The organism is Sphingomonas panaciterrae (genome assembly GCF_036890205.1).
In the GTDB taxonomy this organism is placed as follows: Bacteria; Pseudomonadota; Alphaproteobacteria; order Sphingomonadales; family Sphingomonadaceae; genus Sphingomonas; species Sphingomonas panaciterrae.
This window is the reverse complement of the sequence record NZ_JAKNQR010000001.1, coordinates 596597-616171: the sequence shown is the minus strand read 5'-3', so window position 1 is coordinate 616171 and position 19575 is coordinate 596597. Positions and strand designations below refer to the sequence as shown.

25 protein-coding genes are annotated in these 19575 nt (G+C 64.3%); 24 read left to right on the top strand and 1 reads right to left on the bottom strand.

The genetic code is table 11. The features are described 5' to 3' along the window. Positions 1-10: 10 nt before the first annotated feature. From rplP to guaA, 20 genes are all read left to right on the top strand, one after another. Complete coding sequence (gene rplP, locus L8F96_RS03025) at positions 11-445, top strand: 50S ribosomal protein L16 (RefSeq protein WP_046408559.1); 435 nt, start codon at positions 11-13, stop codon at positions 443-445. 1 nt (position 446) lies between these two features. Beyond that, a complete protein-coding gene (gene rpmC, locus L8F96_RS03020; RefSeq protein ID WP_046408560.1) occupies positions 447-650 on the top strand; it encodes a 50S ribosomal protein L29 in 204 nt (67 codons plus the stop codon). Positions 651-663: 13 nt separating this feature from the next. Next, positions 664-948 (top strand): 30S ribosomal protein S17, encoded by a 285-nt coding sequence (rpsQ, locus tag L8F96_RS03015; RefSeq protein WP_046408562.1) that lies wholly within the window; start codon positions 664-666, stop codon positions 946-948. Between the two features lie 247 nt (positions 949-1195). Beyond that, entirely contained in the window at positions 1196-1564 is a 369-nt protein-coding gene (gene rplN / locus L8F96_RS03010; RefSeq protein ID WP_017979484.1) for a 50S ribosomal protein L14, read from the top strand. Beyond that, complete coding sequence (rplX, locus tag L8F96_RS03005; protein WP_125945526.1) at positions 1564-1881, top strand: 50S ribosomal protein L24; 318 nt, start codon at positions 1564-1566, stop codon at positions 1879-1881. Before rplN ends, rplX begins: the two co-directional genes overlap by 1 nt. Beyond that, positions 1874-2458, top strand: coding sequence for a 50S ribosomal protein L5 (gene rplE / locus L8F96_RS03000; protein ID WP_046408566.1), 585 nt, complete (start codon positions 1874-1876; stop codon positions 2456-2458). The genes rplX and rplE overlap by 8 nt, the downstream gene beginning before the upstream one ends. A gap of 38 nt (positions 2459-2496) precedes the next feature. Further along, positions 2497-2802 carry a 30S ribosomal protein S14 gene (gene rpsN, locus L8F96_RS02995; protein WP_046408568.1) on the top strand — a complete coding sequence of 102 codons (306 nt, stop codon included), beginning with the start codon at positions 2497-2499 and terminating at the stop codon, positions 2800-2802. Between the two features lie 10 nt (positions 2803-2812). Continuing rightward, complete coding sequence (gene rpsH, locus L8F96_RS02990; RefSeq protein ID WP_046408570.1) at positions 2813-3208, top strand: 30S ribosomal protein S8; 396 nt, start codon at positions 2813-2815, stop codon at positions 3206-3208. Beyond that, positions 3208-3741 (top strand): 50S ribosomal protein L6, encoded by a 534-nt coding sequence (gene rplF / locus L8F96_RS02985; RefSeq protein ID WP_046408571.1) that lies wholly within the window; start codon positions 3208-3210, stop codon positions 3739-3741. Before rpsH ends, rplF begins: the two co-directional genes overlap by 1 nt. Continuing rightward, a complete protein-coding gene (gene rplR / locus L8F96_RS02980) occupies positions 3738-4088 on the top strand; it encodes a 50S ribosomal protein L18 (protein ID WP_046408573.1) in 351 nt (116 codons plus the stop codon). Before rplF ends, rplR begins: the two co-directional genes overlap by 4 nt. 3 nt (positions 4089-4091) lie before the next feature. Beyond that, positions 4092-4829 (top strand): 30S ribosomal protein S5, encoded by a 738-nt coding sequence (gene rpsE / locus L8F96_RS02975; protein ID WP_046408574.1) that lies wholly within the window; start codon positions 4092-4094, stop codon positions 4827-4829. Between the two features lie 6 nt (positions 4830-4835). Next, the gene (gene rpmD, locus L8F96_RS02970; RefSeq protein WP_046408576.1) at positions 4836-5012 is read left to right on the top strand and encodes a 50S ribosomal protein L30; all 177 of its coding nucleotides are present in this window, start codon (positions 4836-4838) and stop codon (positions 5010-5012) included. 94 nt (positions 5013-5106) lie between these two features. After that, a complete protein-coding gene (gene rplO / locus L8F96_RS02965) occupies positions 5107-5649 on the top strand; it encodes a 50S ribosomal protein L15 (RefSeq protein WP_125945528.1) in 543 nt (180 codons plus the stop codon). Between the two features lie 186 nt (positions 5650-5835). Further along, entirely contained in the window at positions 5836-7182 is a 1347-nt protein-coding gene (gene secY / locus L8F96_RS02960) for a preprotein translocase subunit SecY (RefSeq protein ID WP_046408579.1), read from the top strand. Between the two features lie 35 nt (positions 7183-7217). Then, positions 7218-7868 carry an adenylate kinase gene (locus L8F96_RS02955; RefSeq protein ID WP_046408581.1) on the top strand — a complete coding sequence of 217 codons (651 nt, stop codon included), beginning with the start codon at positions 7218-7220 and terminating at the stop codon, positions 7866-7868. Positions 7869-8135: 267 nt separating this feature from the next. Further along, positions 8136-8504 carry a 30S ribosomal protein S13 gene (gene rpsM / locus L8F96_RS02950; RefSeq protein ID WP_046408582.1) on the top strand — a complete coding sequence of 123 codons (369 nt, stop codon included), beginning with the start codon at positions 8136-8138 and terminating at the stop codon, positions 8502-8504. 86 nt (positions 8505-8590) lie between these two features. Then, on the top strand, positions 8591-8980 hold the full coding sequence (rpsK, locus tag L8F96_RS02945) for a 30S ribosomal protein S11 (RefSeq protein WP_019516037.1): 390 nt from the start codon (positions 8591-8593) through the stop codon (positions 8978-8980). Positions 8981-9072: 92 nt separating this feature from the next. Further along, positions 9073-10134, top strand: coding sequence for a DNA-directed RNA polymerase subunit alpha (locus tag L8F96_RS02940; RefSeq protein ID WP_046408585.1), 1062 nt, complete (start codon positions 9073-9075; stop codon positions 10132-10134). A 258-nt stretch (positions 10135-10392) separates the two neighbouring features. After that, complete coding sequence (gene rplQ / locus L8F96_RS02935; RefSeq protein WP_046408586.1) at positions 10393-10815, top strand: 50S ribosomal protein L17; 423 nt, start codon at positions 10393-10395, stop codon at positions 10813-10815. 158 nt (positions 10816-10973) lie between these two features. After that, positions 10974-12527, top strand: a complete 1554-nt coding sequence (gene guaA, locus L8F96_RS02930; protein ID WP_145118464.1) for a glutamine-hydrolyzing GMP synthase — start codon at positions 10974-10976, stop codon at positions 12525-12527. A gap of 66 nt (positions 12528-12593) precedes the next feature. Here the strand turns inward: guaA and L8F96_RS02925 are convergent, their stop codons facing one another. After that, positions 12594-15134, bottom strand: coding sequence for a putative bifunctional diguanylate cyclase/phosphodiesterase (locus L8F96_RS02925; RefSeq protein WP_334654983.1), 2541 nt, complete (start codon positions 15132-15134; stop codon positions 12594-12596). Positions 15135-15813: 679 nt separating this feature from the next. Here L8F96_RS02925 and L8F96_RS02920 point away from each other — a divergent pair. The 4 genes from L8F96_RS02920 (at position 15814) to panB (ending at position 19512) form a co-directional block, all read left to right on the top strand. Then, the gene (locus L8F96_RS02920; protein ID WP_334654981.1) at positions 15814-16767 is read left to right on the top strand and encodes a GNAT family N-acetyltransferase; all 954 of its coding nucleotides are present in this window, start codon (positions 15814-15816) and stop codon (positions 16765-16767) included. Positions 16768-16911: 144 nt separating this feature from the next. Continuing rightward, positions 16912-18000, top strand: coding sequence for a phytanoyl-CoA dioxygenase family protein (locus L8F96_RS02915; RefSeq protein WP_334654980.1), 1089 nt, complete (start codon positions 16912-16914; stop codon positions 17998-18000). A 213-nt stretch (positions 18001-18213) separates the two neighbouring features. After that, a complete protein-coding gene (locus tag L8F96_RS02910) occupies positions 18214-18606 on the top strand; it encodes an ArsC family reductase (RefSeq protein ID WP_046408670.1) in 393 nt (130 codons plus the stop codon). A 45-nt stretch (positions 18607-18651) separates the two neighbouring features. Continuing rightward, on the top strand, positions 18652-19512 hold the full coding sequence (gene panB / locus L8F96_RS02905) for a 3-methyl-2-oxobutanoate hydroxymethyltransferase (protein ID WP_046408591.1): 861 nt from the start codon (positions 18652-18654) through the stop codon (positions 19510-19512). Positions 19513-19575: the final 63 nt, after the last annotated feature.

The window sequence follows — 19575 nt, the reverse complement described above, 5'->3', positions numbered from 1 at the left end:
AGTAGAAGAAGTGCTGCAACCCAAGCGCACCAAGTTCCGCAAGGCGTTCAAGGGCCGCATCAGCGGCGACGCCAAGGGCGGTACCGCGCTCAACTTCGGGTCGTACGGCCTGAAGGCAATGGAGCCGGAGCGTATCACCGCACGCCAGATCGAGGCGGCTCGCCGCGCGATCACGCGTCACATCAAGCGCCAAGGCCGCCTCTGGATCCGCGTGTTCCCGGACGTTCCCGTGTCGGGCAAGCCGGCCGAAGTCCGCATGGGGTCGGGTAAGGGCTCGCCGGAATATTGGGCCGCCCGCGTGAAGCCGGGTCGCATCCTGTTCGAACTGGATGGCGTTCCCGGTCCGCTTGCTGCCGAAGCTTTCGAGCGTGCGGCAATGAAGCTCCCCATCAAGACCAAGGTCGTGGCGCGTCTCGGCGACACGTCGCACCTCGGAGGCGAGTAAGATGGCGAACAAGACTGACTTCAACGGCCAGAGCGACGACCAGCTCGTCGAGGCGCTGGGCAACCTGAAGCGCGAGCAGTTCAACCTGCGCTTCCAGGCGGCGACCAACCAGCTCGAGAAGCCGAGCCGCGTGCGCGAGGTCCGCAAGGACATCGCCCGCATCAAGACCCTGCAGGCGCAGCGCACCGCTGCCGCCGGCAAGTAAGAGGACCACAGCCATGCCGAAGCGCGTGCTGACCGGGCTGATCGTCTCCGACAAGGGCGACAAGACGGTGGTGGTGAACGTAGAGCGTAAGGTGAAGCACCCGCTCTACGGCAAGATCATCCGCCGTTCGAAGAAGTACCACGCCCATGACGAGGCGAATGAGTACAAGCAGGGCGAGACCGTGCGGATCGAAGAGACCGCGCCGATCTCCAAGCTGAAGACCTGGAAGGTCGTCGATCGGGTCAACACCCACGCGACGCCGGAACGGGTCGAGATCGACGAGCCGGCCTCGGCGTAAGCCGCAGGCCCGGGTCGAAGACCAGGGCGCTCCTGTCGGTATCGGCCAGGGTCCGGGATTCCCGGAGACCAGTCGAGGGGCAGGGGCGATCGAGAGCAGGCAAGGGTGAGGCCCCACGGGGCATTGCCTTTTGTCTGTGGAGCGGCTACCGGGCCGCTCCCCCTGGACGCGATTGTCGCGCCCGGGGTCGTTTTTTTAAGGCGGGGTTGGGTCGGTATCCACCCCATAGAGAGAAGGAAGCGGATCGATGATCCAGATGCAGTCCAATCTCGACGTCGCTGACAACAGCGGCGCGAAGCGGGTACAGTGCATCAAGGTGCTTGGTGGTTCCAAGCGCCGCACGGCCAGCGTCGGCGACATCATTGTCGTGTCGATCAAGGAAGCTCAGCCGCGTGGCAAGGTGAAGAAGGGTGACGTGCATCGCGCCGTCATCGTTCGCACTGCCAAGGACATTCATCGTGCGGACGGTTCGACCATCCGTTTTGACGGCAATGCCGCAGTGCTGGTCAACAAGAACGAGGAGCCGATCGGCACCCGTATCTTCGGCCCGGTCGTGCGTGAACTGCGCGGCAAGAAGCACATGAAGATCATCTCGCTGGCTCCGGAGGTGCTGTAATGGCTGCCGCCAAGATCAAGAAGGGCGACCAGGTCATCGTTCTGTCCGGCAAGGACAAGGGCAAGACCGGCACCGTCACCGCTTCCATGCCGAAGGACGGCAAGGTCGTCGTCGCCGGCGTGAACGTCGCGACCCGCCACACCAAGCCGTCGCAGATGAACCCGCAGGGCGGCCTGAACCGCTTCGAAGCGCCGCTTCACATCTCGAAGGTCGCGCACGTGACCGCCGACGGCAAGCCGACGCGCGTCCGTTTCGAAATGCAGGACGGCAAGAAGGTCCGTGTTGCGGTCAAGACCGGGGAGAAGATCGATGGCTGATGGCTACACGCCCCGCCTGCGCAAGCTGTATGACGAGACCATCGCAAAGGCGATGATCGAGAAGTTCGGCTACAAGAACGCGCTCGAGATTCCGCGTATCGAGAAGATCGTGCTCAACATGGGCGTCGGTGAGGCGACCCAGGACAAGAAGCGTGTCGAGCAGGCTGCTTCCGAGATGGAGCTGATCGCGGGTCAGAAGCCGGTGATCACCCGTGCGAAGAAGTCGATCGCGCAGTTCAAGCTGCGTGAAGGCATGCCGATCGGGGTCAAGGTCACGCTGCGTCGTGAGCGCATGTACGAGTTCCTCGACCGCTTCATCACCATCGCGCTCCCGCGCGTCCGCGACTTCCGCGGCCTGAACCCGAAGAGCTTCGATGGGCGCGGCAACTATGCCTGCGGCCTGAAGGAGCAAATCGTGTTCCCCGAGATCAACTATGACCGCATCGACAAGGTGCGCGGCATGGACGTGATCGTCACCACGACCGCCAAGACCGACGACGAGGCGCGTGAGCTGCTTCGCCTGTTCGGCTTCCCGTTCCCGCGGGATGAGGCGGCAGAAGAGAAGAAGGCGGCGTGAGCCCCTTGGCAACGAACTGAACGAGAGAGCTTAAGTCCATGGCGAAACTGAGTTCCGTGAACAAGAACGAGCGTCGCAAGAAGCTCGTGAAGCAATATGCCCCTAAGTGGGCAAAGCTGAAGGCAACGGCGAACGACAAGTCGCTCGACGAGACCGAGCGTCTCATCGCGCGTCTGAAGATGGCCGAGCTGCCGCGCAATTCGAACCCGACCCGTATCCGCAATCGTTGCGAGATCACCGGCCGGCCGCGTGCGTATTACCGCAAGTTCCGTCTTGCCCGCGTCATGCTTCGGGAACTGGCCAACAAGGGCCTGATTCCTGGTCTGACGAAGTCGAGCTGGTAAGGACACCAAGATGGCAGTGACCGATCCCCTGGGTGACCTGCTCACCCGCATCCGCAACGGACAGCGCGCACGTAAGGACAGCGTCGTGTCGCCGGCGTCGAAGCTGCGGACCCGCGTGCTCGACGTGCTTCAGCGCGAAGGCTACATCCGTGGCTATAGCGAGGAAGATATGGGCCCCGTGAAGGGCGTCCGTATCGAGCTCAAGTATTTCGAGGGCCAGCCGGCGATCAAGCATGTCGCCCGCGTCTCGAAGCCTGGTCGTCGTATCTACAGCGGCTCGCAGAGCCTGCCGCGCGTGATGAACGGCCTGGGCATCACGATCGTCTCGACGCCGCGCGGCGTGCTTTCCGATGCGGAAGCGCGTGAGCAGAACGTCGGCGGCGAAGTGCTGGCGGAGGTGTTCTGATGAGCCGCATCGGCAAGAAGGCAGTCACGGTTCCGGCCGGTGTCACTGCCACGATCGAAGGCAAGCAGATGACGGTGAAGGGGCCCAAGGGCACCCTCGGCCTCACGCTGCGCGATGAGATCAAGTACACGCTCGAGGACGGCGCCATTTCGGTGCAGCCGGCGAACGACTCCAAGCAGGCGCGCGCCTTCTGGGGTATGCAGCGCACCATGGTGCAGAACCTGGTCACTGGCGTGACCGACGGTTTCACCAAGAAGCTGCTGATCACCGGCGTCGGCTATCGTGCCGCTGCGCAGGGTCGCAAGCTCAAGCTGCAGCTTGGCTACAGCCATGACGTCGACATCGACGTGCCGGAAGGCATCGAGGTGAAGACCCCGGATCAGACCACGGTCGAAATTTCGGGTGCTGACAAGCAGAAGGTTGGCCAGCTGGCCGCCGAGATCCGCCGCTGGCGCAAGCCCGAGCCGTACAAGGGCAAGGGCATCAAGTACGACGGCGAGTTCATCTTCCGTAAGGAAGGAAAGAAGAAGTGACCAAGGGCCTTTCGCTTTTCGAGAAGCGGCGTCGCCGCAACCGTACGGCGCTTCGTGCGCGCAGCGGTGGCCGTCCGCGCCTGTCTGTTCATCGTTCGGGCAAGCACATCTACGCTCAGGTGATCGACGACGCACAGGGCCGCACGGTCGCTGCCGCGTCGACGCTCCAGGGCCACGAAGGTCCGACGTCGAACGTCGATGCCGCGACTGCCGTTGGCAAGCGCATTGCCGAGGCGGCGAAGGCTGCTGGCGTCACGCAGGTCGTGTTCGATCGTGGCGGCTTCCTCTTTCACGGCCGGGTGAAGGCGCTGGCGGAAGCCGCGCGCGAAGCCGGACTGGAGTTCTAAGACATGGCTGACGAAAACAACGCGCCGGAAGCGGTGCAGCAGGACGCAGCTCCCGCCACCAATGACGCGCCGCAGGGCGGTGGTTATGCCGGTGGTGGTCGTGGTCGTGGCGGCCCTGGTGGCGGCCGTGGCCGTGGCGGCCCCGGTGGCAACCGCGGTGGCCGTGACGGTGGCCGCGGTCGTCGTGACGACCGCAACCGCGACGAGGGTGGTGAGGAGCTGATCGAGAAGCTCGTCCACATCAACCGCGTGTCGAAGACGGTGAAGGGCGGTAAGCGCTTCGGCTTCGCAGCGCTCGTCGTGGTCGGCGATGGCAAGGGCCGTGTCGGCTTCGGTCATGGCAAGGCGCGCGAAGTGCCGGAGGCGATCTCCAAGGCGACTGCCGCTGCCAAGAAGGCGATGGTTCGCGTGCCGCTGAAGGAAGGCCGCACGCTGCACCATGACGTGAACGGTCACTTCGGTGCCGGTCGCGTCACCGTCCGCTCGGCGCCGCAGGGCACCGGCATCATCGCGGGTGGCCCGATGCGCGCCATCTTCGAGTCGCTCGGTGTCGCCGACGTGGTGACCAAGTCGGTCGGTACGTCGAACCCGTACAACATGATCCGCGCCACGTTCGAGGCGCTGAACAACCAGACCTCGCCGAAGGCGGTTGCACAGCGCCGTGGCAAGAAGATCGCCGATCTGCTCGGCCGCGGTGGTTCGCAGACCGCCGAGGCGGATGCTGCGGCCATCACGGAGTAAGCCGACATGGCAACCATCAAGGTGAAGCAGACCGGATCGCCGATCCGTCGCACCAAGGACCAGCGCGCAACGCTGATCGGCCTTGGCCTCAACAAGATGCACCGTGTTTCGGAGCTCGAGGACAGCCCCGAGGTCCGCGGCATGATCCGCAAGGTGCAGCACATGGTCGAGGTTCAGGACTAAGCGTCCTTTGCCTGACTAGTGACAAATACCGGGAAGGGGGCTAAGCGGCCCCCTTCCTTTTATCAGCGCGTCAAAAGCGAAAGCGAGTGCACACATGAAACTGAACGAACTCCGGGACAACGCAGGCGCCCGTCATCGCAAGATCCGCGTCGGGCGCGGCATCGGCTCGGGCAAGGGCAAGACCGGCGGTCGCGGCCAGAAGGGCCAGAAGAGCCGTGAGGGCGTGTCCATCGCGGGCTTCGAGGGCGGTCAGATGCCGCTCCACATGCGTCTGCCGAAGCGCGGCTTCAACAACATCTTCGCCAAGGATTATGCCGAGGTGAACCTGGGCGCGATCCAGAAGGCGGTCGACGCAGGCAAGCTGACCGGCACCGACGTCGATCACGCTGCGCTGAAGGCCGCTGGCTTGGCGCGTGGCGGCAAGGATGGCGTCCGCCTGCTCGCCAAGGGCGAGATCAGCGCGAAGCTGAACTTCACCGTTGCCGGCGTCTCGGCCTCGGCGCGTGAGGCGATCGAAAAGGCTGGCGGTTCGGTCAACGTGATCGAAGTCGTCGCGGCTGCGGAGAAGGCCGCAGCCAAGAAGGGCAAGGCTCGCGAGGCGCGTCTGGCTAACAAGGCGGCGAAGTCCGGCAACTGACTACAGACGGCTCCCGGCCCAGCGTCGGGGTGCTGCCTGGATCCGCTTGCGATCTGATTTCCGGTTTTACCGGAGCAGAATCTGCTCGCTAGGTTAGACAAGCCTTCGAGCAGGCCTATATGAGCGGCGGGGCAGGGCATAATAACCCGCTCCGCCGTTTTTCGTTTCCGAAGGCACCGACGTACGATGGCATCCGCAGCCGACCAAATGGCGCAAAGCATCAGCCTCGCGAAGTTCTCGCAGGCGACCGACCTCAAGAAGAGGCTGTGGTTCACGATCGGTGCGCTGATCGTTTTCCGCCTGCTCAGCTACGTGCCGCTCCCGGGTATCGACCCGACCGGCCTCGCTGCACTGGCTCAGCAGACCAAGGGCGGTGTGCTGGACTTCTTCAACACCTTCTCGGGCGGCGCGCTTGAGCGTGCGTCGCTGATCGCGCTTGGTGTGATGCCGTACATCACGGCGTCGATCGTGGTGCAGCTCGCCACCTCGCTCTCGCCGCAGCTTGCAGCGATCAAGAAGGAAGGTGAGAGCGGTCGCAAGAAGCTGAACCAGTATACGCGCTACGGCACGGTGCTGCTGACCGCGATCCAGGGCTATGTCATCGCGACCGGCCTGGAAGCGGGCGGGGCCGTGGTTGAGCCCGGCATGTTGTTCAGGGTTGCTGCTGTCATCTCGCTGATCGGCGGTACGATGTTCCTGATGTGGATCGGTGAGCAGATCACCAGCCGCGGCATCGGCAACGGTATCTCGCTGATCATCATGGCGGGCATCGTCGCCCATCTGCCGACGACGATCGTCAACCTGCTCGAAGGTGGCCGCACCGGTTCGATGAGCCCGGCGATCGTGATCGCCATCATCCTGGCGGTCGCTGGTCTGGTACTGTTCATCTGCTTCATGGAGCGTGCGCAGCGCCGCATCCTGATCCAGTACCCGAAGCGTCAGACCGCGCGCGGTGTTCAGGCCGATCGTAGCCACCTGCCGCTGAAGATCAACACGGCGGGCGTGATCCCTCCGATCTTCGCCTCGTCGTTGCTTCTGCTGCCGCTGACGATCACGCAGTTCGCAGGGCAGAGCGTGTCGGGTGAGAGCTGGTGGGGTGACGTGATCATCAGCCTCAACCAGTATCTGCAGCACGGCAGCCCCCTCTACATGCTCCTGTACGGCGCCGGCATCATCTTCTTCTCGTTCTTCTACACTGCGGTTGTGTTCAACCCGGAGGAGACGGCAGAGAATTTGAAGCGCTACGGTGGGTTCGTACCCGGCATCCGCCCCGGCAAGAACACGGAACAGTATTTCGACTATGTGCTGACCCGAATCACCGTGATCGGCGCGGCCTATCTCGCTTTCATCTGCCTGGTGCCGGAGTATCTCGTGTCGGCGCTGTCGATCCCCTTCTATCTGGGGGGCACGAGCTTGCTGATCGTCGTCAACGTGACGATGGATACGGTGACACAGATCCAGTCGCACTTGCTGGCGCACCAATATGGTGACCTCATCAAGAAGGCGAAGCTGAAGGGCGGTCGCCTGCGCTGATCGGTGCAGGCAGATCGAAAGGGGAGGACGTTTTCGTGAACATCATTCTTCTTGGGCCTCCGGGGGCGGGCAAGGGCACGCAGTCCGAGCGCCTCGTGGCCGAGCGCGGCATGGTTCAGCTGTCCACGGGTGACATGCTGCGCGCGGCGGTGAAGGCAGGGACGCCGGTCGGCCTTCAGGCGAAGGCGGTGATGGATGCGGGCGAGCTGGTGTCCGACGCGATTGTGTCGGCGCTGATCGGGGAGAACCTGGACCGTTTGTCTGACGGTCAGGGGGCGATTTTCGACGGGTATCCGCGCACTGCGGCGCAGGCCGAGGCGCTGGACCTGCTGCTTGAGGAGCGTGGCCGGACGCTCGATCATGTGATCGAGCTTGAGGTGAACGAGGACGCGCTGGTCGAGCGGATCGTCGGTCGCTACACCTGCGCGAACTGCGGTGCCGGCTATCACGACAGGTTCAAGCAGCCGAAAGTGGCGGAAACCTGCGATGTTTGCGGCGCCCACGAGTTCAAGCGTCGACCCGACGACAATGAGGAAACCGTCCGTACGCGGATGGCGGAGTATCGCGCCAAGACGGCGCCGATCCTGCCGATCTATGAAGCGCGCGGGCTGGTGCGGCGAGTCGACGGGATGGCGGACATTGCCGTCGTGACCCGGTCGATCGAGGAAATCCTGGATCGCGGCTGAGCGACATCCGGCGAACAATGGCCGCGCGCGCATCGCGGGCGGCCTGTTCGTGGATATGTTTTGGCCTCGCCTGGTGGAGGCCTGGCCAGATGCGGAACCCATTGCTTGACATGGCGTTTGTGCGCGCCTAATTCACCGCCCTTCCAACACCTGAAGTCCGGCAGTGCGCAGTGCGCTTGCCGCATTTCTGCGTGGCGGAAGGTCCTGCGAAGAGATGGGGTGCGTGATCCATGCCGCGCCCTGTGGAGCACGAGGAGATAGAATTTCATGGCACGTATTGCGGGTGTTAACATCCCGACCAACAAGCGCGTTCTGATCGCGCTGCAGTACATCCACGGCATCGGTCCTTCCAAGGCGAAGGAAATCACCGAGAAGCTCGAGATCGCACCGGAGCGCCGCGTGCAGGACCTGAGCGACCAGGAAGTGCTCCAGATCCGCGAGGCGATCGACGCCGGCTACACCGTGGAAGGTGACCTGCGTCGCGAGACCGCGATGAACATCAAGCGCCTGATGGACCTGGCCTGCTACCGCGGCCTGCGTCACCGCAAGGGCCTGCCGGTCCGCGGCCAGCGCACGCACACCAATGCGCGCACCCGCAAGGGCAAGGCGAAGCCGATCGCAGGCAAGAAGAAGTAAGCGTCACGCTTCTTCTTCTGTCGAGGGGCTGGTTGCAGGCATGTCGCCTCCCGGCCTCCGCTTGAAACAAAGGTCAGGATTACCAAATGGCACAGGCACCGCAGCGTATTCGCCGTCGCGAGCGCAAGAACATCACCGCCGGCGTGGCGCACGTCAACGCCAGCTTCAACAACACCATGATCACCATCACCGACGCGCAGGGCAATGCGATCAGCTGGTCTTCGGCCGGCATGATGGGCTTCAAGGGTTCGCGTAAGTCGACCCCTTATGCCGCCCAGGTTGCTGCTGAGGACGCGGGCAAGAAGGCCGCCGAGCATGGCGTCCGCACGCTCGAGGTTGAGGTGAAGGGTCCGGGTTCGGGCCGCGAGTCGGCGCTTCGCGCGCTGCAGGCGGTCGGTTTTCAGATCACGTCGATCCGCGACGTGACCTCGATCCCGCACAACGGTGTGCGTCCGTCGAAGCGTCGCCGCGTCTGATGGTTCTGGCCCCCGGCTGACGAGTCGGGGTGCCCTTTTATTTCCAGGCCGGTCGCGCCCCACGACTGGCCCAACATCAGGGGACACGAGCCTTGTCCGTCAACGCAAAGAACTGGCAGGAACTTAAGAAGCCCAACGCGCTCGAGAAGAAGGGCGGCGATGGCAAGCGCAAGGCGACCTTCGTGGCCGAGCCGCTGGAGCGTGGCTTCGGCCTGACGCTCGGCAACGCGCTGCGGCGCGTTTTGCTGTCGAGCCTGCAGGGCGCAGCGGTCACGTCGATCAAGATCGAGAACGTGCTGCACGAATTCTCGAGCCTGGCCGGCGTGCGCGAGGACGTCACCGACATCGTCCTCAACGTGAAGCAGATTGCCCTCAAGATGCAGGGCGAAGGCCCCAAGCGTCTGCAGCTGTCGGCAACCGGCCCGGCCGAAGTGAAGGCGGGCGACATCGCCGTTTCCGGTGACATCGAAGTCATGAACCCGGAACTGGTGATCTGCCACCTGGATGAAGGCGCGACCTTCAACATGGAGCTGACCGCCGACACCGGTAAGGGCTATGTCCCGGCGACCGTGAACCGCCCGGCCGATGCGCCGATCGGCCTGATCCCGGTCGATGCGCTGTATTCGCCGGTCCGCCAGGTCAGCTACAAGGTCGATCCGACCCGCGTTGGCCAGGACCTGGACTATGACAAGCTGACGCTGACGCTGGAAACCGACGGCACGGTCACCCCGGAAGATGCGCTGGGCTATGCCGGCCGCATCCTTCAGGACCAGCTGGCGCTGTTCGTTCACTTCGACGATTCGGCGGTTACCCGTTCGGCCCCGGTCGGCGTGGCGGCACCCGCAGCCGGTGCAGAGCCGGTCAGCGACACGCAGCAGATCAACCGTTACCTGCTCAAGAAGGTCGACGAGCTCGAACTGTCGGTTCGCTCGGCCAACTGCCTCAAGAACGACAACATCATCTATATTGGTGATCTGGTCGGCAAGACCGAGGCGGAAATGCTGCGCACGCCGAATTTCGGCCGCAAGTCCTTGAACGAGATCAAGGAAGTGCTGTCGTCGATGGGCCTGCGTCTGGGCATGGAAATCCCGGGCTGGCCGCCTGAGAACATCGAAGAGATGGCCAAGAAGCTCGAGCAGGAAATCATGGGCTGATCCTGCACCGGCGCAGCGTGGCTGCGCCGGAGACAGGACAGGCCCGGCCGGCGGGTCGGCAATGCCGATCCCGACCGACGGCGTGGCTCCGCCACGCCGATCCGGCAGAAAAGTTACCGGGGCCCCGGCATGACGCCGGGGCGACGTACATCGGGTGGCCCCACGTCCCACCTGTCCCGGGGTACCGGAGGGCAACCATCAAAGGATCACTTTGATGGGGACCAAACGGCCCCCTGACGAACGAGAGAAGGACATATCATGCGTCACCGCGTAGGCGGCCGTAAGCTTCAGCGGACCTCGGCCCACCGCATTGCCCTGTTCCGCAACATGTCGGCAGCGCTGATCAAGCACGAGCAGATCACCACCACGCTCGCCAAGGCGAAGGAGCTTCGCCCGTACATCGAGAAGCTGATCACGCTGGGCAAGAAGGGCGGCCTGTCGAACCGTCGTCTCGCGCATGCTCGCTTGCTCGACGACGCGCAGCTGGTGAAGCTGTTCGATGTGCTGGCACCGCGCTACGCCGACCGTAACGGTGGTTACACCCGCATCATCAAGGCCGGCATCCGTGCGTCCGACGCCTCGCCGATGGCGATCATCGAATTCGTCGACCGCGACGTTTCGGCGAAGGGCCAGGATTCGGGTCCGGTCATGACCGATGAGGATTTCGATCAGGCCGCCTAATCGCGCCGATCATCCGATCCAAAGAAAGGGGGCGTTCCGGTTTGCCGGGGCGCCCCTTTTGCTTTGGGGGCATGACCGAAGATGTGAGGGGCAGGGGGCGGCACGTCTTCGGGTTTGTCCCTCTTTCGCGCGCGCCGCGGGATCGCTACAGGCCCGCCATGGAACAGCTCGACAGCATACTCATCATCGACTTCGGCAGCCAGGTGACGCAGCTTATCGCGCGTCGCGTCCGTGAAGCGGGTGTGTACAGCGAGATCGCTCCCTTCCAGTCGGCCGGAGAAGCCTTTGCACGGATGAAGCCGCGCGGCGTCATCCTGTCGGGCGGCCCGGCGTCGGTGGTCGACGAGGGAAGCCCCCGCGCCCCGCAGGCGGTGTTCGACAGCGGCGTGCCGGTGCTGGGCATCTGTTATGGCCAGCAGGTCATGAACCTGCAGCTCGGCGGGCGAGTTGAGAAGGGCTATGCCGGCGAGTTCGGCGAGGCATTCGTCGAGGTGGAGAGCGGCTGCGGCCTGTTCGACGGCCTGTGGCGCGAGGGCGAGCGGCATCAGGTGTGGATGAGCCATGGCGACCATGTCAGCGAACTGGCGCCCGGCTTCGTGCCGGTTGCGACGTCGCCCGGTGCGCCCTTCGCGATCATCGCCGACGAGAGCCGCCAGTTCTACGGCATGCAGTTCCACCCCGAAGTGGTGCACACGCCGGACGGCGCGCGGCTGATCAAGAATTTCGCGCGTCACGTCTGCGGCATGGCCGGTGACTGGACGATGGCCGAGTTCCGCGAGACCAAGATCGCGGAGATTCGCGAGCAGGTCGGCCAGAAGAAGGTGATTTGCGGCCTGTCGGGCGGGGTCGATTCGGCGGTCGCGGCGGTGCTGATCCACGAAGCGATCGGCGACCAGCTGACCTGCGTCTTCGTCGACCATGGCCTGTTGCGCGCGGGCGAGGCCGACCAGGTCGTCAGCCTGTTCCGCGGCCATTACAACATCCCGCTGGTGCACGTGAATGCCGAGGCGCTGTTCATGAACGGGCTTGCCGGCGTCACTGACCCCGAAGCCAAGCGCAAGTTCATCGGCAAGACGTTCATCGAGGTGTTCGAGAGCGAGGCGAAGAAAATCGGGGGGGCGGAGTTCCTGGCACAGGGCACGCTGTATCCCGACGTGATCGAGAGCGTCAGCTTCACCGGCGGGCCGTCGGTGACGATCAAGAGCCACCACAATGTCGGTGGCCTGCCCGAGCGGATGAACATGAAGCTGGTCGAGCCGCTTCGCGAGCTGTTCAAGGACGAGGTGCGCGAGCTTGGCCGTGAGCTGGGGCTGCCCGACGTCTTCGTGGGCCGGCATCCGTTCCCGGGGCCGGGCCTCGCGATCCGTATCCCGGGCGAGGTGACCAAGGAGCGGTGCGACATCCTGCGCAAGGCCGATGCGATCTACCTCGAGGAGATCCGCAACGCGGGGCTGTACGACGCGATCTGGCAGGCGTTCGCGGTGCTGCTGCCGGTCCGTTCGGTCGGCGTGATGGGCGACGGGCGGACGTATGAAAGCGTGCTGGCGCTGCGTGCGGTGACCTCCACCGATGGCATGACGGCGCAGGCGTTCGAGTTCCCCGGCGGGTTCCTGCCGCGCGTGTCGACGCGGATCGTCAACGAGGTGAAGGGCATCAACCGGGTGACGTATGATTATACGTCCAAGCCGCCCGGCACGATCGAGTGGGAATGATCCGCGCGCCGTCGACGTCGCTGAGCCGGGTCTAGATAGTAGCCCCGGCGAAAGGAGCCGCGGGGTTCAGGCCTCCACGGCGGCGATCTTGGTCGTCGGACATGCCATGGCGGCAAGCGCGCGTTGCTGCGGCACCGGATCGGGCGCGGGGCGCGCGTAGTAGAAGCCCTGGCCGACGTGGCAGCCGAGGAGGCGGAGGCGGTGGGCCTGTGCCTCCGTCTCGATTCCTTCCGCGACCACGACCTTGCCCAAACCGCGGCCCATGCCGATGATCGCACGCACGATCGCCAGCGTCCCGCCGTCGCGTTCGTCGATGCTGGCGATGAACGAGCGGTCGATCTTGATGCGATCGACCGGCATCTGGCGCAGGTGGACCAGCGAGGCGTAGCCGGTGCCGAAATCGTCGAGCGCGATGGCAATGCCCGCCTCGTGCAGGGTGCGCAGATTGGCGAGGATCGAATCAGCGCCACGATCCAGCATCACGCCCTCCGTCACCTCGATGCACAGCAGCGTGGGCGAGACATCGTGATAGCGCAGCCGTTCGAGCACGCGATCCGCGGCGCGCCGGCCGACGAGCTGCGCCGCGGTGAAATTGACGCTGAGCGTGCCGATCGACGGGCCGTGACGACGGATCCATGCCAGCGCGAGATCGAGCACACGCTCCTGGATCAGCAGCCCGATCCGCTCCGCGACGAGGACATCGCCGAACCGCTCGGGCGTGATCATGCCATATTCGGGATGGTCCCACCGCAGCAGCGCCTCATAGCCGCAGACCGCGCCCGAGGAGAGGGTGACGATCGGCTGCATGTGGAGCGCGAATTCGCCGCGCTCCAGCGCACGGTGGGCGTCGTTGCTGAATTCGACCTGGAGGTCGCGTAGCGCGCGCTGCAGCGGATCATAGCGGTAATAGCGCATCCGGCCGAGCCGCTTGGCATTGTAGAGCGCGAGATCGGCGTTCTGGTAGAGGAGGTCGAGCGTCGTCGCATCTTCGGGATAGCGCGCCGAGCCGACGCTGAGCGAGATGGTGCGCTCCTCCCCCATGAAATGCCACGGGGCGCCCTGCATCGCGGCGATGGCGCGGGCGAGCACGGTTTCACATGCCTCGCCGCCCGGGCACAGGATGACGAATTCGTCGCCGCCGATGCGGGCGACCTGCGCGCCCGGGACCTGCGCGGCACCGGTCGAGAGCAGGCGCGCGATTTCGCGCAGCAGGATGTCGCCGCCGGCGTGGCCGACGCGGTCGTTGGTATGCTTCAGGTAATCGACGTCGATCAGGAACAAGGTGAACGGCGTGCCGGCGAAGATCAGTTCCTCCGCCTCGTCCTTGAAGGCGGCGCGGTTGGCGAGGCCGGTGAGGAAGTCGGTGCGCGCCGCGGTGCGCAGCGCATTCGCCTCCGCCTGGACGATCTCTCGCCGTTGGCGGGACAGTTCGAGCTCCTGCCGGAGCATCCGGAAGCGGTCGGCGATCGCCAGCGAGAGGATTAGCCCCTCGAACGCCAGCGCGGCGAAGGTCGCCATGTCGACGAAATCATTCTGCGGCGCGAAGCCCAGGTTGCGGGCGAGCCGCGCCAGGAAGACGCAGATCACGGGCCCCCAGCCGACCATGTAGAACCAGACGACGCGGCTGCCGCGGCGGACCGCGATCCAGCACGACAGCGCGACGGTCACGCCGGTTGCTGCAATGGCATAGTTCAAGAGGCGATCGGTGATGATGGGCGGCAGCAACATGTCGGCCGCGGCGAGCGGGCCGAGCACCGCGCCGGCGAGCGCCAGCGACCGGCCGGCGACCACCAGCGGCCGCGGCAGCATGCCGCGTTCGATCACCGCAAAGAAGAACATGTTGCCCGCCGCGACCATCAGGCCGACGAGGGTGAAATCGAGCCGTACCGCCGTCGGGCCGACCAGCCACGGGAAGACGAAGGCGGCCATGTTGGTCCATGTCAGACCATAAGCGAGCGCCGCAGTGAGCCAGAGCAGGTACCAGCGCTGAAAGGCATAGCGTTGCCCGGCATGGATCACGGCATTGTAGAGCAGCGCCGACAGCAGGGCGCCGGTGAACAGCCCCATCAGGATCAGCCAGCGCGCATCGTCGCGAAACGCAGTGTCGGGCGAGACGGCCACGACCTTGCGCATCAAGGACAGCGTGTCGAGCTTGCGAAAGCCGAGATACAGCGCGCGGGTGTCCGACCCGGCGCTTGCCACGGGGAAGCTGAGCAAGCCGCCCGCCGCCCAATTTTCCCCCAGTTCGCCGGCCGACCAGGTGGATCGCCGCGTGCTGTGGCGGTCGACCACCAGCACCGAAATCTTGTCGAAGCGGGTCTGATCGACCAGCAAGTGCCAGCCGGGGGCGAGCCCGTTCAGCAGCTTGTGATCGAGGCGCAGCCATATCCATTCGTGCTGGCGCGTGTCCGCCCGGTCGCCACAGGCATAGGGCGCAGCGGCGATGTCCTGCGGCGTGGTGCCGTCGGGCAGGCTGGTGACGCAGGCGGTGCGCAACAGGTCGATCTTTGTCGCTGCGGCACCCTGCGGAAGGAGGCTGGCGACCAACAGCAGCAACGCGCACAGAAATGCCCTCACGTTCGCCACCTGCCCCAACTTCCCCCTCATCACCTTCGCCCCGAACACGTCCTACCGACAAGTTCCTAACAGAAGGCAACTGTGCGGGGCGCCGGCCGCATTCCCGTCCTGCGACGGGCAGCGTTTCGACACCCCGGGACCTTAGCGGATATTTGCCGTGGAAACCATGTTGTCGCGCTGGTCCTGCAAGCGGAGCGCGAGGCATGATCCCCCATGCGGCTGATACGACGCTGACGTAAGTACCGGCGCTTCACCGCCCGAATAGCGCTCGCTCCGGCTGACGATTGTCTTGCTACATCGGTCATTTGATCTGATGACAGCTATGACCGGAACCTAGCCGTTAGCTTTTTTTGCTTGCTGAATTGCGCCTGGGACACCTGCGGCGGCGGAGAGTAGGCATGCACGCGACCAAACATGCGACGACATTCTTAGCGCAATCTTATTAATTCTCATTCTATTCGGCGATGTTAGGGAGCATCACGTGGTAGAACGCCGCATCGTACCGGAAGCCGACATTCGGGTCGAAGTCGCCCACGGAATTTCGCCGAAGCTGGACGCACCGGCGCCGCGACTCTGGTCCGGGGCCTGCTTCATGGGCGCTGCTTGGTTCAAGGCGGCCAACGCGATTGATGCCCGGACGGTGCTGGCGATGCGGCCGGACGGCAGCACGGTCGCTGCCATACCCTCCGCCGGCCTTGGGCCTTCTTTGATGGGCATCCGCGCCGTCCCGGGCAGTTACTGGCCGTTCCGCTCCATCGCTGTGGCCGCGGATGCTCAGCCGGCCGAGCTACAGGCGTTGCTGTCAGCGCCGCGAGCGCGCCGGGCACTCTCGCCGGTGTGGCGGGTGGGTCCGGTGCTAAGAGAAGATCTGGCGGTCGCGATGCTGGAACAGGCCGCGGTCAGCTCGGGCTGGACGGTTCTGGTTCGGACGCTCGGGAAGACGTTCGTACTTAGGCTGCGCGATCAGATCGATAGCGGCGGCTGGCCGAGAAAATCGACGCGCCGGCGCCTGGAAAACTACGAGCGGCAACTGGCGAAAAAGGGAGAGCTTCACGTTCGCTTCGTCACCGGGTCCGCCTGGAACGAAGGCGTCTTTGAGGCGCTGGCTGCGATTGAGGCGAATAGCTGGGTCGGCCGAAGAAGCGACGGCAGGGGCGCTCAGTTTCTCGCGCCTGGTCAATGCGCGCTGTGGCGCCGTGCAGTCGGCGATCCCCAAATTGCGGAGGCTCTCTCCGCGACCATCCTGACCGTCGGCGGGGAGCCGGCAGCCTTTTCCTTCGATCTTCGGGCAGGCGAGCGTCAGTACAGCATCGCCAGCAGCTATGACGAGCGCTTCGCAGCGGCCCGGCCGGGCAAGATCGTCACATATCGCCAGCTTCAGTGGGCTGCCGGTCAGGGTGTCCAGACGGTAGATCTGGGGGTTGGCGATAGCGGCTACAAGCAGGAGATGGGCGCGCGGCCGGGTTCGCAGATGATCGACCTGTTGATCGTGCGAAGCTCACCCCTTGGCTGGCTCCTCAGCTTCAAATGGGGACCGAAGTCGGAGCTTGCGCGTACCGACTTGTCCGCGAGCATGGATGCGCGCCGGCACCGCAATCGGATCGTCGCGCAGGTCGCCACCGCAGCCGCCGTCGCGGCGGCAGCATTCGCCGTCAGCCGGTGATGCACCCCCATGGCGCCGCCCGACCCCGATAACGTGATTTAGCGCGTCGCCATGAGTTGGCCCACAGTCTTCGACACATCAGGCATGAGTGTACCGAAAAGGTGGGTCGTAAGGCGAATGCCGGATCAAAATGAGGCAGCGGACATGAAGTTAGAGACCCGCAATGAAATGTCCTTGTTTGAAGTGCCCGCTACCTTGAACGCGGACGACAAGCTGACGGACGCCTGCGTTCAACAAGCCCTGACGGTGATGAACCGGGAGGGCTTCGTCATCTTCACGGACCTGATGTCGGACGAGGAATCAGATGTTGGCCTGGAACTGATTCGTCAAACAATCGAGGATCCTGATCGCGTCCGGGGCTCATTCGCCAGCGAGACTGACAATCGTTACGTGCGTCGCGACTTTTGCTCTCTGCCTTCGACGATGCCGGTATTGAGCTTTGCTGCCATGTTGGCGCAGCGCATTGAACCGGTCATCTCAACCTATTGTGCCCGGACGCATCCGCTGCTGGAGGTCACCACATTGACCAGCTATATTGGCTCGTCGCACCAATATGTTCACCGTGATCCAGCGGGTGTAATCAGTCTCTTTGCTGCCGTGGCAGATGTGTCAGAGGCTCAAGGCGGGACGGTGTTCATTCCGGGGACGCACTTGGACGGCCGCGCCGAAGAGCGGCGTGGCGCCATGTCTCATGAGCTAATGGAGCTGTTTCGGGTAAAGAGTAATGCCTACATCCTTTGCTACAACTTGGCGAAGCTGTGGAGAATGCTCAAACGAGGAAAGACATCCTTGGCGTGGGGCGAATTCCGTGATCGCGTATTTTCCAGCGCGTGGGATGAGCACCAGCCGAATTTGATGCGCTTTATCTTGGGGAAGAACTCGCAATTCAGTATTCGGAACCTGGGCCCAAGGACATTATGGAGGCTTTATAAGCATCGCGATGTGCTCAGTGAAATGTTCCATTTGGTGCAGACGGCGCCCCGTAAGGGTACGGTCATCTTATATCAAAGTGACCTGCTCCATGCCGGACCCGACAACCGATCGCCGCATCCTCGGCGCCTCTTCAGCATGAGTATCGCGCGGAACCCGGTCGAGCCCAAAGCCTGGCATGCCGGGTATTCGCCACACCCCACGCTCATCGCCAATTCCATAAGCCTTGGTGATCTTCTGGATCTTCCTGCCTTCCTTGCCGCCCCGGTTGCTGGGTCGCGAGATGAGATGGCTAGCGGATAAGTCCCGCAGTACCGAATCCGCGTTGAAGCCCCCGAGGAGGCGAAGCTGGTCTGGTGTGACCGTCATGACAGTCGCAAGCTGACGGTGCGTTTCCGGCCGATTCAGAGCCATGCCTCGCCGAACCTGCCGCGCCTGCACCTGGCGCGCGAGAACGCCGACTGCTTTTGCGGTCACAAACCGCTATCAGCGCTGCTGAAGGTGACGAGGGTGATGATGGCGACGACGGTTTACGGGATTCCGAATTGCGACACGGTGAAGAAGGCGCGGGTGTGGCTGGACGGCCAGGCGGTCGGCTATCGCTTTCACAATTGGAAGACCGACGGCGTCGACGGTGACGTGCTGAACCGCGCGATTGCGCAGCATGGATGGGAGCGGGTGCTCAATCGGCAGGGCACGACGTTTCGCAAATTGCCCGAGGAGGAGCGCGCGTCGCTGGACGCGGCAACGGCGCTGCGGATCATGCAGGAGCACCCATCGACCATCAAGCGCCCGATCCTCGTCGTCGATGACGTGATCGCGGTGGGTTTTTCGCCGGATGGTTTCCAGCAGGCGCTGGAAGCCGCGGGCCGACAGGAGGCGGCGCAGGAGGGAGCGCAGGGGAACTGAGGTCTGCCGCTGGATTGCCCGGCACGAACCCGCTAAGCGCCCATCATGTCCACGACCTTCACGATCGACAGCTCGACCAGCCGGGCAACGCCGGTGGCGACACCGATGAAGCGGGTGACGGTTCCCGCCGTGCGCCAGCGCAAGGGCAAGGAGCCGCTGGTGATGCTGACCGCGTACACCGTGCGCATGGCGCAGATCCTGGATCCGCATTGCGACATGCTGCTGGTCGGCGACAGCCTGGGTCAGGTGATCTACGGCCTTCCTTCGACCGTGCCCGTCACGCTGGACATGATGGCGGCGCACGGGGCCGCGGTGGTGCGCGGCAGCTATCATGCGATGGTCATCGTCGACATGCCGTTTGGCAGCTATGAGGCGAGCCCGGAAAAGGCGTTCGAAAGCGCGGCCTGGCTGCTGAAGCAGACCGGCGCGGCGGCGGTGAAGCTGGAGGGTGGGGCGGCGATGGCCCCCACCGTGGCATTTCTGTCGGAGCGCGGCATTCCGGTGATGGCGCATGTCGGGCTGACGCCGCAGGCGGTGAACGCGCTGGGCGGCTATGGCGCGCGGGGGCGGTCGGAGGCCGAGGCGAAGAAGATCGTCGGCGATGCGCAGGCCGTCGCGGCGGCGGGCGCCTTCTCGATCGTCATCGAGGGCGTGATGGAGCCGATCGCGGTGGAGATCACCCGCTCGGTCGCGATTCCCACCATCGGCATCGGCGCCTCTGCGGAGTGCGACGGCCAGGTATTGGTGACCGAGGACATGCTGGGCATGTTCGAGCGCGTGCCCAAGTTCGTGAAGCGTTATGGCGACATGGCAGGCTATATCGGCGAACGCGCCGCAAGCTATGCCGATGAGGTGCGGCAACGGGCATTTCCGGGCGCCGACCAGATCTACGTTCCGAAATCCTGAGCCGCTTTTGTTTTTGCAGCGGTGAGCGTATCGTCCGCCGCCTTTCCGACAAGTTGGAGTAAG

Coding starts and splice junctions, on each gene's coding strand:
- rpsM (WP_046408582.1), top strand. CDS start 8,136: ATGGCACGTATTGCGGGTGTTAACATCCCGACCAACAAGCGCGTTCTG.
- rplQ (WP_046408586.1), top strand. CDS start 10,393: ATGCGTCACCGCGTAGGCGGCCGTAAGCTTCAGCGGACCTCGGCCCAC.
- rpsK (WP_019516037.1), top strand. CDS start 8,591: ATGGCACAGGCACCGCAGCGTATTCGCCGTCGCGAGCGCAAGAACATC.
- rplF (WP_046408571.1), top strand. CDS start 3,208: ATGAGCCGCATCGGCAAGAAGGCAGTCACGGTTCCGGCCGGTGTCACT.
- rplX (WP_125945526.1), top strand. CDS start 1,564: ATGGCTGCCGCCAAGATCAAGAAGGGCGACCAGGTCATCGTTCTGTCC.
- L8F96_RS02915 (WP_334654980.1), top strand. CDS start 16,912: ATGAAGTTAGAGACCCGCAATGAAATGTCCTTGTTTGAAGTGCCCGCT.
- L8F96_RS02920 (WP_334654981.1), top strand. CDS start 15,814: ATGGGCATCCGCGCCGTCCCGGGCAGTTACTGGCCGTTCCGCTCCATC.
- L8F96_RS02910 (WP_046408670.1), top strand. CDS start 18,214: ATGGCGACGACGGTTTACGGGATTCCGAATTGCGACACGGTGAAGAAG.
- rplO (WP_125945528.1), top strand. CDS start 5,107: ATGAAACTGAACGAACTCCGGGACAACGCAGGCGCCCGTCATCGCAAG.
- rpmC (WP_046408560.1), top strand. CDS start 447: ATGGCGAACAAGACTGACTTCAACGGCCAGAGCGACGACCAGCTCGTC.
- secY (WP_046408579.1), top strand. CDS start 5,836: ATGGCATCCGCAGCCGACCAAATGGCGCAAAGCATCAGCCTCGCGAAG.
- rpsN (WP_046408568.1), top strand. CDS start 2,497: ATGGCGAAACTGAGTTCCGTGAACAAGAACGAGCGTCGCAAGAAGCTC.
- guaA (WP_145118464.1), top strand. CDS start 10,974: ATGGAACAGCTCGACAGCATACTCATCATCGACTTCGGCAGCCAGGTG.
- rplN (WP_017979484.1), top strand. CDS start 1,196: ATGATCCAGATGCAGTCCAATCTCGACGTCGCTGACAACAGCGGCGCG.
- rplE (WP_046408566.1), top strand. CDS start 1,874: ATGGCTGATGGCTACACGCCCCGCCTGCGCAAGCTGTATGACGAGACC.
- rpsH (WP_046408570.1), top strand. CDS start 2,813: ATGGCAGTGACCGATCCCCTGGGTGACCTGCTCACCCGCATCCGCAAC.
- rpsE (WP_046408574.1), top strand. CDS start 4,092: ATGGCTGACGAAAACAACGCGCCGGAAGCGGTGCAGCAGGACGCAGCT.
- L8F96_RS02925 (WP_334654983.1), bottom strand. CDS start 15,134: ATGAGGGGGAAGTTGGGGCAGGTGGCGAACGTGAGGGCATTTCTGTGC.
- rpmD (WP_046408576.1), top strand. CDS start 4,836: ATGGCAACCATCAAGGTGAAGCAGACCGGATCGCCGATCCGTCGCACC.
- rpsQ (WP_046408562.1), top strand. CDS start 664: ATGCCGAAGCGCGTGCTGACCGGGCTGATCGTCTCCGACAAGGGCGAC.
- panB (WP_046408591.1), top strand. CDS start 18,652: ATGTCCACGACCTTCACGATCGACAGCTCGACCAGCCGGGCAACGCCG.